We start from the raw sequence: 17,553 nt of genomic DNA, 5'->3' as shown, positions 1-17,553 counted from the left end.
AGATTAACAAGATTAGTTTGTCCAAGATTTAGAGATTAGTTCCACATTGCAGAAACTCCTATACCAAAACCGGAAAGATATGTAATTATAATAAATATTAGATTGATGTGAGATTTACATAACCTGTCATTGTCGGAATTAATCGCATTGTATCTTATACTGCAAGCCCAAACAATTGATGGATGAAAATTTATGAAGCAGTTTCAACACAGGAAGGAGAGTTTTAATACAGGCTCGATCTGGAGAATCGTGATTCGTATTTTCCACCTGATCAAGCAAACTCCTCCCGGCAATCATTAAATTCCCCATAGATAAACAATTTTCTACCAATTTCCCTATCCTTTTATCCTTAACAAACGTTTGATTAAAATAGCCTCAAACCCTTTTGAAAAACGAACTTTGAGTGTTTTAAAACTTTTTGCTAGATAAAAAATTCTTTTCAAAAAGGGCTAAACTATTTTTACTAGTTTGTCGATAATACTAATGTAACTTGCTAACTCCTAAGCAAGTACTAGTAATATTTCACTAGAGCTGTCCTATATAGAGCAGCTCTTTTTCATGAAATCCTTAACTTAATCTGAAATCCTTCATATCAGTGCCCTTTTCATATAGATAAGGGCACTATATCTTCAACATTTATTTTTAGAGGCTTTCTTCAAATCGATTTTTGAATCATTCAAGATTTTTTTAACTTTTAAAAAGCCTTCGTCAAAAGAGTGTTATTTTCCATAATATTTTAAGTCAGCTTCTAACCAAATTAGCACCCTTTATTGAATGGATACTAAAGACAATTTTGTACCCCTTTTCCCTTCCAGTGTTAGTGTTGCTTTCTTTCCTTGATGTTTAAATAATTCATCAATCATGTTGCCCGTTGCTTTTGCAGCATATGTGGTACCTTCAGCCGTGATAAACCGAAACGTTCCGTTATTATCTACCCCGCCTATTTGAGCTGTTATTATTATTTGATTGACAGTAGGTGCAGTAGTCGAAGGAATTTTGATGGTTTGTCCAATTTTCATCTTTGTTGGTTCAACTCCTGGATTTAGTTTTTGAATCTGTGAAACAGAGAACCCTAATGTTTTACTGATTTTTGTAAAAGTATCACCGCTCTTAATCACATAGGTGCCTGTGTTATTCAACGTATCATTAATGTTTTTGCTTGGTTCGTTATTCGTTAAATAGGTTTCACTAACAAATGCTATTTTGCCATTGAAATGAATCTTAGCCCAACCATTAGAAGTGGATATCATTGACACACGATCGTTTATTTTTAAAGAGCCAATGATAGCACTACTCGTAGAAGCTGCTTGTCTTACTCTCAACGATGTTGCCGTTACATACATGGTTTTAGTAGTTGGGCTTGTTAGTGATTCATCCTCTTGTTTTGGTGTAAGATAATCCACACTCACAAAACAAACTCTTCCTTTAATCAAAATACCAGCCCATCCGTCTTCTTCGAATACAACCTTAACTACATCACCTTTTTTATATTTTCCAATAATACTACTTTCAGCGGTCGGTTGGGATCGAATATTTAGTATGGTGGCGGTAACCATTCTATCTTCTACTTTTGGTAATAGTATTTTCTTTCCAGCAATGGAAGTCAGCCCATTGGCATCTAATATTTCTTCTGGTGTTACTCCATGTTTCGCAGCGATATTTTCAATTTTTTCACCACTTTTTACCTGATAGGTATATTCTTCAATCAAGGGTTGGGCATTCGCAGTGATGGAAGAAATACCTAGAACTACAGTAAAAATTCCCGTCACAACCAATCTTTTTACTGGATTTTTTTGAATCCATTGGCTCACCTGTGCTACATATGTATTCCAATTGGCACGAATATCGTTTAAGAATCCTTTAACATCTAGGACATTCCGGATATCAAAATGATTGACGCTCTTATAAAATTCCCGTTTTTCCATTCTAGAAGTGAACGCTGGTACATTCTTTGGCTGCTTGCTTTTTCCGTGAGTTTCTTTCCTGCTTAACATTAATTCTCCATCTAAAAATAACTCTGTAGTCAAAATAACCCCGTCTCCTATTCTTTCTAAGTTGAAAGTCATCCATAATATTTCCTATACATGATTCGATGGTTAATAAAATTTCTTGTCCCTTTTTGTCAAAAAAAGTAGAAATTAGTTTAATATGGTTCCATTTCCATATTCATGATGAATATTTCAACTTTTATGCAAATAGTTTACAAAAAAATTTTTTCTCCCCTGTCCTTTTTCCTATATAGAAAGTGAAAGCACAGTGAGCCATTCGAAGATACCAGCCCAAGTTTTCTTTCACTATTTTCCAGTTTAAAAAGAGATGAGATTCGAATGAGCCGTTTATTGATTAATGAAATCCGAGCGCTTACTTCACGCACAATTCCTTTCAAAACCTCTTTCAGAAATTCAAGAAATGTTTCATGATTATCACCTCTTTTCCTAAAAACGGAAAGAAGAACGCCAATGAAAAAAAGACGACATATGACTATGTCGCCTCTAACATTGACGTTCTATATCATTTAATGCTTGAAGAAAGTCTTCCCTTATCCAACTACCCTATAAAGCATATTTTTCTTTAGTTCTAATCTTTACTCAGTTGATCGACTATTTAGCTATCTAACAACCTATCAATCTTCGACAAATTTCGGGTAGTGAAAGTGGATTGCGCCATAATGAAATTTATGTAAAAAAACTGCATCTATTTATGGTACGGTTCGCCGTAACACATCAAAGTGAGGTTTAGTAGGATAATGACTATTTAACCCGTTGGAAATTTATACTGGAATACTTGAAATGCAAAGGAATTTTACAATCGAATCTGTTTTATTAATCCAATTGTGGGGGGTTGTTGAATCTAGGAATATACAGTCAAAGGGATTCAAATCTTGTTCCTCTTTTTCAATAAGGATTGTAAGTTTCCCTTCTAGAACGTATAGAAATTCTTGCCCCGAATGTGAATAAGAATCCTCTCTCTTAGCGCCTGGATTAAGTATGACTAATATAGGATTAAATAGTGGATTTTCAATGTTGCCCGCTAAATCCCTATAAAAAAATTGGCTTTGTAGGGTGTTAGTTTTAATTACGTTTCTCATAACATTTGTTGCTGATTTCTTATCGGATTCTGAAAAGAAGTAGCTTGGATTGACACCAAGTGCTTCAGAAATTTTTTTCAATGTTTCAAGTGTTATCGATGATTTTGAACGTTCCACTTGAGATAAAAAGCTGATTGAAAGACTAGTTTGGTCTGCTATTTGTTTTAATGTTAACTTTCGCTCTTTTCGTAAACTTTTTATTTTTACTCCAATTAAATCGTTCACTTTTCCCCACTCCCCTTACTGACATTAATCAAGCTTACTATTCTGGGAAAATTTATTTACTAAGACGCTATATTAACTTTCATTATGAAATAGCAAAATTAAAGATAATAATTTCATTAGTTTTACATTAAATTAATTCCCATTTTTCAAGATATTTTTCAAATAAAACAAATTATTTTAATGGTTAATTTATTAATTTTAGGCCTGAGAATATAGAATAAAACTCCTTAAAATTAGGTTTGGTGATCCTGTCCAACCCCCTAATAAAAAAGAGCGTACATGGATAATAATACCACAAAAACCACAATTAAATAACTATTAAAATTTAGTCCCATTATATTTTTGAACTGAAGTGACACTTAAATTATAGGCTTTGTTAAAGAATAATGTTGTTTTTTGACCACTTGTTGATTGGAGTGGAGGGCACGAAGACTCCTGCGGGAGAAGCGAGACAGGCGAGACCCCGCAGACACGCAGTGTCGAGGAGGCTCGGCGGTCGCCCGCGGAAAGCGAAGTGCCCGGAACGGAAATCAACAACTAAGTTTAACAGAGCCAAATTATAAGTAATTACAAATCGGGAAAGGGTGGATTTTTTTAAAGAATATTCTAAAAATTCTATTTACACAGAAGATACAGTGTGTTAGTATCGTAAATAATTGAAGTGCTACTTCAATATAGGCTTTTTTATCAAGTAATCTATTACAAAATAAAATTAATTATTTGAGGAGAATGAAGATGAATTTTCATGGCATTTTGGTTCCTTTGGTTACCCCTTTTAAAAGCGATAAAAGCTTGGATGTAGAAACCTTAAAACAATTGACTAAAGCCTTTATCAATAAAGGTGTAACTGGTTTGGTGGCGTGTGGCACCACCGGCGAATATTACGCCTTAAACGAAGAAGAACGTGAAACCGTTTTAAAAACCGTGGCAGAAGTCGCCAAAGACCGCGTAACTTTGATTGCCGGTATCAATGATTTATCAACCGAAGGGGCGGTTAACCGTGCCAAACAAGCCAAAGCTCTGGGCTATGAGGGCCTAATGTTAGCACCCACTCCTTATAGCCTGCCTGACCAAACTGGTGTGATTGCCCATTACGAAACTGTGGCGGCAGCAACCGATTTACCAATTATCATGTACAACTTTCCTGCACGCATTGGCATTGAAATTGAATACGACACCGTGGTGAACTTGGCGAAAAATCCGAATATTGTTGCCATTAAAGAAAGCAGTGGTGACTTTAGCCGCGCTTTACGCTTACTACAAACCCCATTTGAAAATTTTGAAGTGATTTGTGGTTGTGATGATCAACCCGTAGACTTTTTCTTCTGGGGTGCGAAAAGCTGGATTGCTGGTGCAGGTAATGTGTTTCCAGAAGAGCAAGTCGCCATGTTCAATGCTGCCGAAGCTCGTGACTGGGACAAAGCTCGACAAATCATGCGCGATATCTACCCTGCAATTTTTTCAATGGAGTCCGGTAACTACAACCAAAAAGCCAAACTAGGCTGCCTGAAAGGCGAAATCAACGTCGGTACGGTACGCCTACCTTTATCTGATTTATCAGAAGAAGAAAAAGCAGAATTCTTGGCTTTCTTTAAATAATGATCTGGAGGAGAGACAAATGACCATAACTAGAGAGCAAGTCTTTGCCCTCGCCAAAGAAGGCAAACTATGGGCAGGCAACTTAATTGACGGTTTTACGAGCGCAGCTGGCAAATTAGAAAACCTTACCCCCATTGACAACAGTTTAATTGGCTATATTGCCGATGGTGATGCACGGGATGTTGATGCTGCTGTTAAAGTAGCCAGAGACACATTTGAAGCAGGTATTTGGAGTCAATTATCACCCAGGGAGCGCAAAAAAGTGATGATCCGCTGGGCACAATTGCTGGAAGAACACAGCGAAGAATTAGCTGCTTTGGATTGCGTGGATGCAGGTAAACCCATTACCGAATGTTTGAATACCGACATGCCAGCAACCATCGATACATTTTATTGGTATGCCGAAGCCATTGATAAACTCTTTGGCAAAGTCGCTCCTACGGGTAACGATGCTTTGGGTTTGATTGTCACTGAACCCATTGGCGTGGTTGGCGCGGTGTTACCTTGGAACTTCCCTGCGCAAATGTTTGCTTGGAAAGTGGCACCTGCTTTAACAGCCGGTAATTCTGTCATTGTGAAGCCTGCTGAATTAACTTCACTTAGTGCTTTCCGTATGATTGAACTTGCTTATGAAGCTGGTGTCCCAAGAGGCGCTTTAAGCTTGGTGTGTGGTTTGGGCGAAAAAGTAGGTGAACCATTGGGGCGGCACATGGATGTTGACATTGTATCATTTACCGGTTCAACTGAAGTCGGTAGGTATTTCTTAAAATACTCAGCAGAAAGTAACCTCAAAGAAATTATCTTAGAGTGCGGTGGCAAAAGCCCGCAAATCGTGTTTGAAGATGCTGATTTGGATGCGGCTGTTCCTCATATTCTATCTGCTGCCTTCTGGAATATGAGTGAAAACTGCAGCTGTGGATCCCGTTTGATCGTGCATGAATCTATCAAAGAGGAATTATTAGAAAAATTAAAATCTGGCTTAACAAGCTGGAAGGTGGGTAACCCCAAGGATGAATCGGTTGCCATTGGTCCTATGGTTGAAGAAGCACACTTTAATAAAGTGAAATCGTTCTTGGACATTACTCTTCAAGAAGGTGGTCGCTTAGTTACTGGAGGCAACATTCACAGTGATGTGGGCAGTGGCTGGTACATAGAACCCACTATTTTTGACAATGTAACCGCTAACATGACCTTATTCCAAAATGAAGTATTTGGTCCTATTTTAGCGGTTAGTACGTTCGAAACGGAAGAAGAAGCTATTGCCCTTGCTAATAATACTTCTTATGGTTTGGCTGCTTCTTTTTATAGCCAAAATGTACAGCGAACGATGCGTGTGGCACGTGCCATTAAAGCTGGAACCATTTCTGTGAATGGCTTTAGCGAAGGTGATATCACCACCCCATTTGGTGGCTTTAAACAATCTGGCTTTGGTGGCAAAGACAATGGATTAGAAGCATTTGAACAATATGTGCAGACAAAAGTGATTTGGTACAATCATTCATAATAATTTGAATCGGCTTTTGGGGGGAGTAAATATGGCGAAAACAGTAAATAAGCAGTTAAAAAAAGTTGTGGCTGCATCGATGATTGGATCTGTAGCTGAATGGTATGAATTTTTCTTATATGGTACCGCTTCTGCTCTCGTTTTTGGACAATTATTTTTTCAACAAACGGGAAGCGCCATTGACGGCATCCTGGCTGCATTTGCTCTCTATGCGGTTGGCTTTTTAGCTAGACCTATCGGCGGTCTTGTTTTTGGTCATTATGGTGATAAAATTGGGCGTAAAAATTTATTACAGCTTAGTTTGATTATCGTTGGTATTACGACTTTCTTAATGGGATGTATTCCGACATTCAATAGTATTGGGTATTGGGCCCCGGTCTTACTCGTTACTTTACGTTTAATTCAAGGATTTGCTTTTGGCGGAGAATGGGGAGGAGCGGTTATTTTAGTATCTGAGCACAGCCCTAATGATCGACGTGGTTATTGGGCAAGTTGGCCACAGGCAGGCGTGCCATTGGGGAATTTACTAGCAACCATTATCCTTTTACTTTTATCAAAAAACTTAAGCCCTGAGCAATTTATGGATTGGGGTTGGCGTGTAGCGTTTTGGTTCTCTGCAGTAGTAGTACTAATTGGTCTTTGGATTCGTAAAAGTGTAGATGATGCCCCTGTTTTCAAAGAGGCACAAGAAAAACAAGCTAAATTAGAAAAACAACAATTAGGTGTTATAGAAGTGATTAAATACCATAAAAAAGCTCTTATTGCTGGTATTGGAGCTCGTTTTGCAGAAAACATCTTATACTATATCGTTGTCACTTTCTCCATTAGTTATTTAAAACTTGTGGTCAATAAAGATACTACAGAAATTTTATTATTAATGTTTGGTGCCCATGCTATTCACTTTTTCTTTATACCATTAATGGGACACTTAAGTGATGTTTGGGGACGCAAGCCAATCTATATTACAGGAGCCATATTAACTGCGTTTTGGGGATTCATTGGGTTTCCAATGATGGATACAGGAAATGATTGGTTAATCATGTCTGCTATTACTTTTGGTTTATTCATACAATCGATGACGTATTCACCATACTCCGCATTAATGACAGAGTTATTTCCAACTCACATCAGATATACAGCTTTGTCTTTATGTTATCAAGTAGCACCAATTTTAGCAGGCTCATTGGCTCCATTAATTTCATTAAGTCTCTTAAATAAATTCAATAGCTCCATCCCAATTTCAATTTATTTAGTCCTATCAAGTATCATTTCTATTTCATGTATCATGTTAGTAAAAGAAACAAAAGGCAAATCACTAACATTTAAGAAAGCACAGTAAATATTTTCGTCCGAAAGTATAAAGCTCTTAAACAAAAAATCGGCTCTCTCCTTTACCAAAGGGGGGCCGATTTGTACATTATTAAAACCATTATAGGACGAGCTTAAATCTAGCTAGTAAAGAAAGTTAAGTTGGACGGTAATCCCCTTTTCCACAATCTTCACCATCTATCTGTTGTTAACGTCTCCCGGTAGCTGAAAAGGCACCCGACTATTACTGTCAGCTGCCTAAAATGGATATTGGTTCAGTTCTCAGTTCCACAAAACGTACGATAAGCAATCGTTGATCAGCGAGCATCTTCCAGTTTTCGATCAACTGGTTCTTCTCGTTTTTCATTTTGGACCTCGAGCTTCTGGGCTGGTGGTGGTTCTAGTTCATTCACTGGCGGTTTCGTTGGATCTTCATTCGATTCTTCTTCCTTACCTGGTGGAAGAGAAGGATCGTCTGTTGATTCTTCCTCTTTAGGAGGTAAGTCCACATCCTCTTCCTCGGTTTGTGTGTCTATCTTGTCAGGAGCGGGTAAATCATTTTCCTTCTGTTTCGCAGTAGCTTTAAGCTTCTCTTGACTCACTGTAAGTATGATAGTCTCATCGATGTAAGAGTTTAGAGCGGTTAGATCATATTCTACTTGTTTTATAGTACAATCGTTCAGTAGGTTATGCGTTTCATTTGGGTTACTTGTAAAGATTTCATTTGGATGTAACGTTTTACTTATGACATGCGTACTGCCATTTTGGCCTATCAGTTCGAGACTAAAAGGAATATCTATAGTTGATATGTTCTTGATCATAACAGTGCTGCTCAACTGACAATTTTCCTCGTATTGGATCTCTCCTTTGATCCATAACAAATCAGAAGTCGTTGCATTTGTGATTTCAGCCGAAGCTGTGCTCTCTGAAGTAAACCAAGCAAACGTATCATACCTCGATAAAATAAATGTCAGTAAGTAAAGGAGAGTCAGCACACTTATAAATACAAATCGTGACTTTTTTAGTTCCATTATTCGACCTCCAAGTGTAAGGTAGAAGGCAGCCTTAGAAAAGACTAACTTTCCCCATACAAAACAGTTCCTAATCGTTTTCGTATTAGATACCTTCATCTCAATATAACCTACTTCATATTCCTCTAATGATGCTTTATCGACAGTGTGAGTATACGTTGCCTTTAAATGAGTATTTAACTCACCGCTGTTGCCTACGATTAAGCGCACCGTACCATCCGGTTAATATGCTTTAGCCAAACCTTCTTTATTAACGCCATTATATAGTGAATCTTTTTGACCTGTTTCGATCTAATCCTTATCAAAAAATAATTGTCCTTCTTGTTCCACCTTTTCTTCAGCCATTTGCTACTCAGCTGACGAAACATCCCCTTCTGCAAAAAAGGTAAGTGATGAAAATAATAAGGAAGTCATCGCTGCTGTGGTCATGACTTTCCATGCCTTCATTTTTCCTTTTTTCATGAACCTATCTCCTCTTCATTATACAATAATAAATGAATGAAACTAGTTTATCATCTCTCTTTTTTACTTTTCTGAAAATTAATCAAAAGGTATAATCGCTGCAGCTTTTGGTTCTATGCCAACATAAAACAAAAGAACTATCCGCACCTTATTTAGCGCAGGATAGTTCTTTAAGAAAATGGGACAGGTTGATTTCGAACGGCATAAATGACTGCCTGTAAACGCTTTTCACATTCAGCTTTTTAAAAATCTTATTGATGTGTTTTTAAGATGAAGCTTGTAATCTCTGGATCTTATGGTGTATTTGGATCTTTACGATCCAAAACTTTGACTTTTGTAGTATCACTTTGAATTCCAGTTTTATCTATAGCATATACAGATAACTCTGTACCTGCTTTTTGTTGTTTAATCTTGATTCTAAATTCTCCATTAGAATCAGCTTTTCCTGTTGCAATAACAACACTGCCGCTTTTTACAGTGATCGTTGCATTTGCTACCGTCGTTCCTGAAATCTTTGTATCATTGTCATCGATTGGATTAATAACTGGACTATTTAGTAACCATTTTGCGTAAAGCGTTACATTACCTGTCACTTTATCTGTTGCAAAATTCCATGCTGCTTGACCTGCAGCATCTTTATACCAACCAGCAAATGTGTAACCTTTTCTTGTTGGTGGTGTTGGTTCTCCAACAGTAGTATTAAAGATTACTGTTTTTGCATCTACCGTACTTCCGCCTTGGCTATCAAATGATACAGTATATGAGTTAATATTCCATTTCGCATAAAGAACTGTGTTTTCTGTTACTTTATCTGTCGCAAAATTCCACGCAGTTTGACCTGCAGCATCCTTGTACCAGCCAACAAATGTATAGCCTGTTCTTGTTGGTGGTGTTGGCGCTGTGATTGTTGTATTATATTCTGCTGTCATAGTCTGTACTAAGCCGCCATCTTGACTATCAAAAATAACAGTGAATTTAGTAGGTGACCATTTTCCATAAAGTGTTTTTGAAGAATGGATCGAGCTTGTGAAATCCCAAGGAATTGTACGTGCTTCATCTGCAAACCAAGTTAAATCATAACCATAAACAGTCGGTGCTGTTATTCTGCGTGCAACAATTTGATCTTTTGCTGCATCTTTGACCTCTGCAGGAGCATCACTTGGAAGGACGAAATGCACATTATATCCCTTCACCACTTTTTGGGTTACTGTTACATCTGCATAATCTCTTGCACTGAGATTGATTGTGAAATCTCCAACCTTAGTGAAGACACTCTTATCCAATGTAATTGTACGTGCAGCCGTATCTACCTTGTATTTCGTTTCATCTACAGGAAGCGCACCAACCTTAATTCCGGAAATTGCATTTGCCCACTCAGAATCAATGAATTCAAGTGTAATATCGTTTCCAAGAGCGTTATCTGTAGTATCTGTTAGTACAAGAGAACCTACTAAAGCATATTTAGCATAAAGTGTGATTGGTTTTGTCACAATGCTTGCAAAATCATAAGGTGTTGTTAAATTTTGATCCGTATACCAACCGTAAAACTTATAGCCGACCTTTGTTGGATCGATTGGCTTCGCTGCATTTCGATCTGCGACTTGAGATGGTACAGGATCACCGCCATTTGATTCAAACGTTACTTTATATCCTATAACTTGATCCGTAACGATTGCATCCGCATAACCTTCAGAAACAATCACCACATTGACCTTTTGTCCTGCTGTAAATAAGTCATGGTTAAGCTTAATGGAGCTATTTGTAATGGTATAATCCTTATCTAAAACTAATTCTTTTGAACCAATCTTCACTTGTTTGATATTATCTTTCCATATTCCATCATCTGCAAATGTTAGCGTAATATCACTGCCTACAACGTTTTCAACTGTATCCTTCAAAACGGTTGGAGGAGTTTTAATCCAACATAAATAGTAAGTTGCATTATCTGTTAGGAAAATGCCGTTATTTTGTGAAATATCCGAAACCTTATCACTTGAGTTCGCACTGTCCAGATATAATTTTTCACTTAGTGAAAGAGTTCCATTTGTTACATGTGCTAAAGCTGATTGCATATTAGGTGCGGTAGCTTTACCGTTTACAAGTGCATCGGCGAAGTATAAGTCATTTGTATTCTTTAACGTTCCTCCGTTTAAGTCAATGTGACGTCTGTAACCAAGTTTAATATCAGGAATCTCCATCGTTTCACCAGTCGTTGCTGTGACTGTTAGCTTATAACCTTTGATGTTTCCTGCATTTGTTAAACTTGGCGCTGCATTAAAGGCAAACGTTTCATTTGGATGTGCTTCTGAATAGCTTTCCGTCGCAGTCGTAAATGAAAGCGTTCCAATTTTATCGTTAGTTGACATGTCATATGTGCTTGGATCTAACGTATACGTTGTAGGTGAAGTCTCTGTTGTTCCATCACTCTTGATTTTATAGTAAGTTGCATTGATTTTGGCAATTTTATCCTTACTTGTTAACCAAGGGATATTCGTTGAATAATCTGAAATGTTGATTTTAAGATCTCCTTCACCAAGCACCCAGCCAGTTCCGCTTGCTCCACTTGTTCCGTCGAACTTAATACCATTAGGTTTCGTTACATCAACAGGTGAATAGCTTTGTGTATAGGTCATTTGCCATTTCGCATAAACGGTTTTGTCTCCCGTTATGGTAAGTGATGGATCCCAGGGAGTCGTTCCTAGTGGATCGATGTACCAACCAACTAAACTATATCCAGGTCTTGTTGTAGAAGGATTTTTAAATCCACCAATAGTATTCTGGTTTGTAATATTCTGACCATCTATTCTTGTTCTCATTGGTGAGAATCCAACCGCTACTGGGGCAATTGGAGCACCACCTTGACTATCAAAAGTAATGCCATATCCAACTGCTTGTCCAGCACTACCAATTGAATCAAGACCTATCGTTTTAAGCGGGTAAATCGTACCATCAGTACCCGTTGAACTAATATCAAACTTGTACAACTGAGGTAACCAGTTGGTTCCACCTGGATTGATTGGCGATGCCTTATCGACAGGTGATGCATTCGTTTTAAATAGATCTGCTCTAAAGGTAATTTGTCCTGGAACACTGATGTCGTAAAATTTATTCCCGCTGTCATCTGTCAAATCCGTAATATCAAGAACAGTTGAGTTTGTTGTTTTCACCTTGATATTATTAATTCCCTCACGCCAATTCGCAACATCTGTAAAGGTAAAGGTTAAATCCTTTCCTACATGTGCTTTTGATGGGTCGGTTACTAATGGAATCGTAGGCGTCGGAATTGGTACATCTGAAACCGTAAAGCTAGTAGTTACATCTTGATAGTCTGCAGCCTTAATGGTAACCGTGTGATTTGCTGCCGTCGTGAATAATGAACCAGGCAAGATAATTTGAGAAGGCATCGTCTGTGCTGCGCCATTTTGGTCACGATACATATAGCCTTCTTTAATATTTACTGCACTTGTTACATCGGTTGAACCGAGCATAACTTTTGTAATCGCTTTTCTCCATACCACATCATCTACGAACACATCGCTTAATGGGATGATGGAAATGGACGCACCATTTTGTAATTCTTCTAATTTTGGAATAGTCTTTCCTAACGTTTTTTGTTTTGGTCCTGCAAAATTTAGCTTTTGCATGACTTGTTGCAGTGTGTCTCCCGCGTTTAACGTGATGGATCCGCCATACTGAGTCGTAAAGGTAATATCTTTATCCACCGTCAGTTGGGCAGCCGGAACGGTAATTCCTGCATCGATCGCACGTTGATTTTGTTTACCAAAGTTTTTGAAGATGAAATAGAAGTCATTATAATCAATTCCATAACCTGTCGTTCCTGGCTTAATCCAATAAATGTCCGCATTTCTGTTGCTGTTAAGGAATGCCGTTTTGTTGGCTAACGTATTTGCTGGATTACTAGGTGTATTTAGGTTCTTATATTGATAATAGACATTAATTTCATCCGTCAAATCCTTCATGTCGATGACGTTATCCCCATTGACATCTCCACCTAAAAGAATCGGGAAAAGACCTCGAAGATCTTTTACTGTTCCTGATTGATATCCAAATTTATTTTCACCAATGACTGGTGTTTGTTCATATCCCTTGAAATGCCCTGGTACACTTGCTTCGACGGAATACGGCGAATCACTTACATCCATGGTAACGGCATAATACGGGTTGATAAACGCATAAGCCATTGTGTTATTTGGAGTTGTTGGATTATCCGTTTCAAAAGTTTTACCCTTATCATCTTTAACCGTTACCTTCGCTCCTGAATCTACTGTAAATTGAGGATAGTTATTGTTTACGTTGTTTCTTGCGAAAGCTTCTGCCGCCAATTGACCTCTAAGCATGGATGTTGACTGTCGCACATAAGGTACATTTGTTGGGAACCATGCCACTTTGGTATCTGCACCTGACAAGGTTAAAGTCGGCGCTTGTAATAACGGAAATTCAAATGGTCCAACAATCGGATCGATGTTTGTATAGGTCACATCTGCTTCTATAATATTCATATCATGGTCAAGCGCACCATTTGTATCAATTCCAGATATCGTAATATCCGTGTTTTTACCTTTTCCATAGACTGGATGTTTATATGGCTCACCTACAGTTAGTACCGTAGAAGGGTCGATCCCTTTGCTGATGAGATAGTTTTTATACTCATCTGTCAATCTGATATTGCTAAATGCGTAAACACCCGCATCATTGAGAATAATTTTACCGCCTGTCATTCCTTTTCCATATTTCGTAGCGATTGTCGTCTTGAACGGTTTATTCGCGTCGACTACAACCTTATCTTCATTGCCTTGACCTGCATCTACACCTCCAGAAGAGGTAAGTGTTACATATGGATTACCTTTTTTGATAAAATAATATTCCTGTCTAGTTGAAGATGGATCTCCTGTCCCAGAATAGTCATATGGATAGATCCAAAAATAGCTGCCAAATTTTGAAGTTAAGTCCTCAGGAGTAACTCCAAAGTGGAAACGGCCTTTCGCATCTGTATCGAAGAGTACAGTTGGGAAATAACTATCTTGGTAGCCCACAACCCCGTTCAATGCTTGATCGACAGGCACAGGTGTTCTACCATCTTTAGGGCTTGGCACCGAAGTCTCGCCATTATCTTTCATGACATCGACGTTAGAATCATAGACAGAACCATAAAATCCTTTAATCTCTTGACCAGGTTGGTAGCCTGTAGGGTCGATTTCATAAATTCCTGGCTTTGAATCATTGTCCATTGAAATCGTTGGCGGTGTACTGTCTACATAGACTGTATCTTCTGCTGTGTAGCGTTTTCCAGCTGCATCAGTCATAATCATTTCAACAGAATAAGCACCTTCTTTTATCATTTCGGGCTCTGTTGCTATTCCAGATTGATCTAATGAACCCTCATATGGCTTTGTAAATGGAAGATATAGTCCATTAAAAAGCGTTATAATAGGACCGTATTGGACACCTGGGGAAATCCCACTAGCACTACCTAAAGTGTTTGTTATTCCTAAATAATTTCCATTTTTATCTTTTAAGACAGTATAGAAGTTTTCCATTGCACTGTTAATCGAGAAGTTAAAGGTAGATATTCCACCTGGCATGGTCATTGCCTTGATAGACACTTTAAAAGAATTAATTCCTTTTTCCGCAACGGTAATAGTGAACGGAATACGATAAGACTCCGATGAATCCGCCGCATTTACAAGATAAATATACCCCTCGTAAGTGCCCTCTAATGCGTTTGACGGAACCGTAATTTTTGCTGTTGCTTGAACAGTGCTGCCACCGTCAACATTAATGGATGTCACGTTTTTACCAGCGGCAGAAAAATCGATTTTGACATCATTTCCTGTGCCAGGACCTACTTCATTGGATCCAGCAAATTTTGTTGAAATAAATTGAGTACTTACATTAAATGTTTTACTGCTAGTTCCTTGGTTGGCTACGTTAAAATCTTTTGATGTAATCACATCATCAGAGCCGTTCGTTGCGCCTTCTCCTCTACCTTTAAAACCAAAGAACATGCTTCCTGTAAGATTATCAACTTGACTCAACTCTGAATCTGAATCAAGGGTATATGCTTTATCTAAAACTTGGATTTTTACATCCTCTTTAATCGCACGTGCAGGATCAACACGTCCAGCACCGACTTGGTAAACGCTATAAGTCTTTGAATCTGTGTTTATATCTTTTGCTGTATTCATTAATGCCGACTTGACATCTGCCGGAGTATATTCTGGATTTGCTGCTAAAATCAATGCTGAAATACCTGCAACGTGAGGCGTTGCCATTGAAGTCCCTGACATTAATTGATAAGCATACTTATAATCTCTATTTTCTACGCTTACACCGTCTTGTGGCTCCCAAACGTCATATGGAACGGTGGACGAAATGTCAACACCAGGAGCTACAACATCTGGCTTGATTGACCAATCTTTTACCGGTCCCGTTGAGCTAAAGTTTGCCAACTCGTCGCCATTCTTTGCGATCGGCGCATCAAGTGTATCTGGGAACGTAATCGTTGCTGATATAGGATCCTTGTAAATGGCATCAGAAAGAGCTTCTCCCTGCGCTTGTGTCAATGAAACAGAATAAACATTATCCATGCTAACGCCTAAGAAGCTTGGTATATATCCTTGGTTATCTGCATCGGCTGTATTATTCCAAATAATCATTCCTGCAACGCCAGCATTTTTAGCATTTGCCATTTTCGTCTGTAAAAACTCACCGCCACGTTTCACGAGTGCTATTTTACCCGTCATATCTAATCCATTGTAATCTGCTGCACTACCTAAACCGACATCAACAATTGGAAAGGTTTGTCCTTTCAATGCATCGTCTGCTTGTGCGAAGTTTTTACCAAAGAAACGAGCTTGATAGGAATCTGAACCATTCTTAAGGGTCATCACTGGAGTGTCTCCCGGAATCGTACTTGCACCAACCGTTATGGCTAGTGCTGAAGTTCCTGGAGAACCTACAGTAGCTTTACCCGGACCACTATTACCTGCTGCAACATCACACACAACACCCGCTAAAGTAGCGTTGTTAATAGCGATACTGGTTGGGTAAAGCGGATCATTAATTGTTGCACCTAGCGAAAGATTGATGACATCCATCTCATCCTTAACTGCTTGATCAATACCGTTCAATACAGAGTCTGATGTGCCACGTCCACCTGGTCCTAGTACACGATAACCATAAAGGTCCACATCTGGCGCTACACCATTTGCTGAATATACGTCGTTATTATTTGTCGTATTTGCAGCAATTGTCCCTGAAACGTGAGTTCCATGAGATGTAATATACTGCTTATAATCTGCAGGAGGTGGTCCAACAATTTGATCTGGATTCGCCTTCGCAGCTACCCAATCATCATAAGTGGTTTCCATTGGATCATGGTCATCCACATAAATGACATTTCCATTTTCATCGAATCCTGCATTATTGACTAAGTCATGTCCACCTTTATATACAGCCTTCAAATCAGGGTGATTGTAGTCAATACCAGTATCCAGTACACCAACCTTCACTTTTTGGCCTGCACGAGGACCCGATTTAATAATACCTGTATGACCTTCTGCTTGAAGTTTATCTAATCCTAATAAAGAAAGCCCTGTTGTAGGCTTGCCTACAGATTTACTTGTCTTTGAAGCTCTGGGAGCAGATCCTTCAGCAGCCGTATATTCTACTTGAGACCAAACAGAAGCAACTGCTGGATTTTTGGCAATATTTTCAACGGATTTTGCAGGTAGTGATAAAGCTACTCCATTAAATGCTTCTGAATATTCTCGCGTAATACTCATAGCCGTGTTAACAGTTTTTCCGCCAATTATTTGCGTTTTAGGCTGTGTATTCACAAAGCTTTTAAATTTTGCATGAGAATCTTTCACCTTTTTTTGTGCCTCGGCATATTCGCTTGCAAAAGCTTTACTATTTACAGTTGCTCCACCTTTAGCTAACGATTGCTTAATGATTTGTATCTTAGCTGGGTCTTCTTTAAATTGAACAATCACGTTAATATTTTTTAAACTGCGTAAATCTTTTTGGTCCACATGGATTTTTTGAGCGATATCTGCTCCAGTGAGCTTATTAATGTTTGCTTTTTGCTCAGGAGTAAGCCCGTCAAGAATTCGGTTTACTTCTTTTGCACTAAAGGTTTCACTAGATGGACTTTGCTGATTTTGTTTCGATTCAGCCTGTACATGTGGTAGAGCCTGAGGTAATGCAATATTTAATAGAATTGTACTTAACGCAAATATCGAAAATATTTTCTTACTAAACTTTTTTCTGTACTTCATATTTTCCCCCCTAGAATAATAAAATCATACGATAAT

At 38.3% G+C, this 17,553-nt stretch carries 7 protein-coding genes; 3 read left to right on the top strand and 4 right to left on the bottom strand.

The features are described 5' to 3' along the window. Positions 1-767: 767 nt before the first annotated feature. Together TR08_RS13570 and TR08_RS13565 are read right to left on the bottom strand one after the other, a co-directional pair. Positions 768-2,066 (bottom strand): SH3 domain-containing protein, encoded by a 1,299-nt coding sequence (locus tag TR08_RS13570; protein WP_045518904.1) that lies wholly within the window; start codon positions 2,064-2,066, stop codon positions 768-770. 704 nt (positions 2,067-2,770) lie between these two features. Beyond that, positions 2,771-3,313, bottom strand: coding sequence for a helix-turn-helix domain-containing protein (locus TR08_RS13565; RefSeq protein ID WP_045518902.1), 543 nt, complete (start codon positions 3,311-3,313; stop codon positions 2,771-2,773). Between the two features lie 735 nt (positions 3,314-4,048). Between TR08_RS13565 and dapA the strand changes: the two genes are divergently transcribed. Genes dapA through abaF form a run of 3 tightly spaced genes read left to right on the top strand, consistent with a single transcriptional unit; the run spans position 4,049 to position 7,755 of the window. Next, complete coding sequence (gene dapA, locus TR08_RS13560) at positions 4,049-4,912, top strand: 4-hydroxy-tetrahydrodipicolinate synthase (protein WP_045518900.1); 864 nt, start codon at positions 4,049-4,051, stop codon at positions 4,910-4,912. Positions 4,913-4,931: 19 nt separating this feature from the next. Then, positions 4,932-6,416: an aldehyde dehydrogenase gene (locus tag TR08_RS13555; RefSeq protein ID WP_045518898.1), complete on the top strand. Its 1,485-nt coding sequence runs from the start codon at positions 4,932-4,934 to the stop codon at positions 6,414-6,416. Positions 6,417-6,447: 31 nt separating this feature from the next. Further along, positions 6,448-7,755 (top strand): fosfomycin efflux MFS transporter AbaF, encoded by a 1,308-nt coding sequence (gene abaF / locus TR08_RS13550; RefSeq protein ID WP_045518896.1) that lies wholly within the window; start codon positions 6,448-6,450, stop codon positions 7,753-7,755. Positions 7,756-8,041: 286 nt separating this feature from the next. Here the strand turns inward: abaF and TR08_RS13545 are convergent, their stop codons facing one another. Further along, on the bottom strand, positions 8,042-8,965 hold the full coding sequence (locus tag TR08_RS13545) for a hypothetical protein (RefSeq protein WP_152597418.1): 924 nt from the start codon (positions 8,963-8,965) through the stop codon (positions 8,042-8,044). Positions 8,966-9,510: 545 nt separating this feature from the next. After that, positions 9,511-17,517: an InlB B-repeat-containing protein gene (locus TR08_RS33595; RefSeq protein WP_045518890.1), complete on the bottom strand. Its 8,007-nt coding sequence runs from the start codon at positions 17,515-17,517 to the stop codon at positions 9,511-9,513. Between the last annotated feature and the right edge of the window lie 36 nt (positions 17,518-17,553).

Source organism: Neobacillus niacini (assembly GCF_000759675.1).
GTDB lineage: Bacteria > Bacillota > Bacilli > Bacillales > Cytobacillaceae > Neobacillus > Neobacillus niacini_A.
The sequence above is the reverse complement of the archived record's forward strand: the minus strand, read 5'-3'. Positions and strand labels throughout refer to the sequence as shown.

Excerpts from the sequence above, each read along its gene's own strand:
- dapA (WP_045518900.1), top strand. The coding sequence starts at position 4,049 with ATGAATTTTCATGGCATTTTGGTTCCTTTGGTTACCCCTTTTAAAAGC.
- TR08_RS13555 (WP_045518898.1), top strand. The coding sequence starts at position 4,932 with ATGACCATAACTAGAGAGCAAGTCTTTGCCCTCGCCAAAGAAGGCAAA.
- abaF (WP_045518896.1), top strand. The coding sequence starts at position 6,448 with ATGGCGAAAACAGTAAATAAGCAGTTAAAAAAAGTTGTGGCTGCATCG.
- TR08_RS13570 (WP_045518904.1), bottom strand. The coding sequence starts at position 2,066 with ATGACTTTCAACTTAGAAAGAATAGGAGACGGGGTTATTTTGACTACA.
- TR08_RS33595 (WP_045518890.1), bottom strand. The coding sequence starts at position 17,517 with ATGAAGTACAGAAAAAAGTTTAGTAAGAAAATATTTTCGATATTTGCG.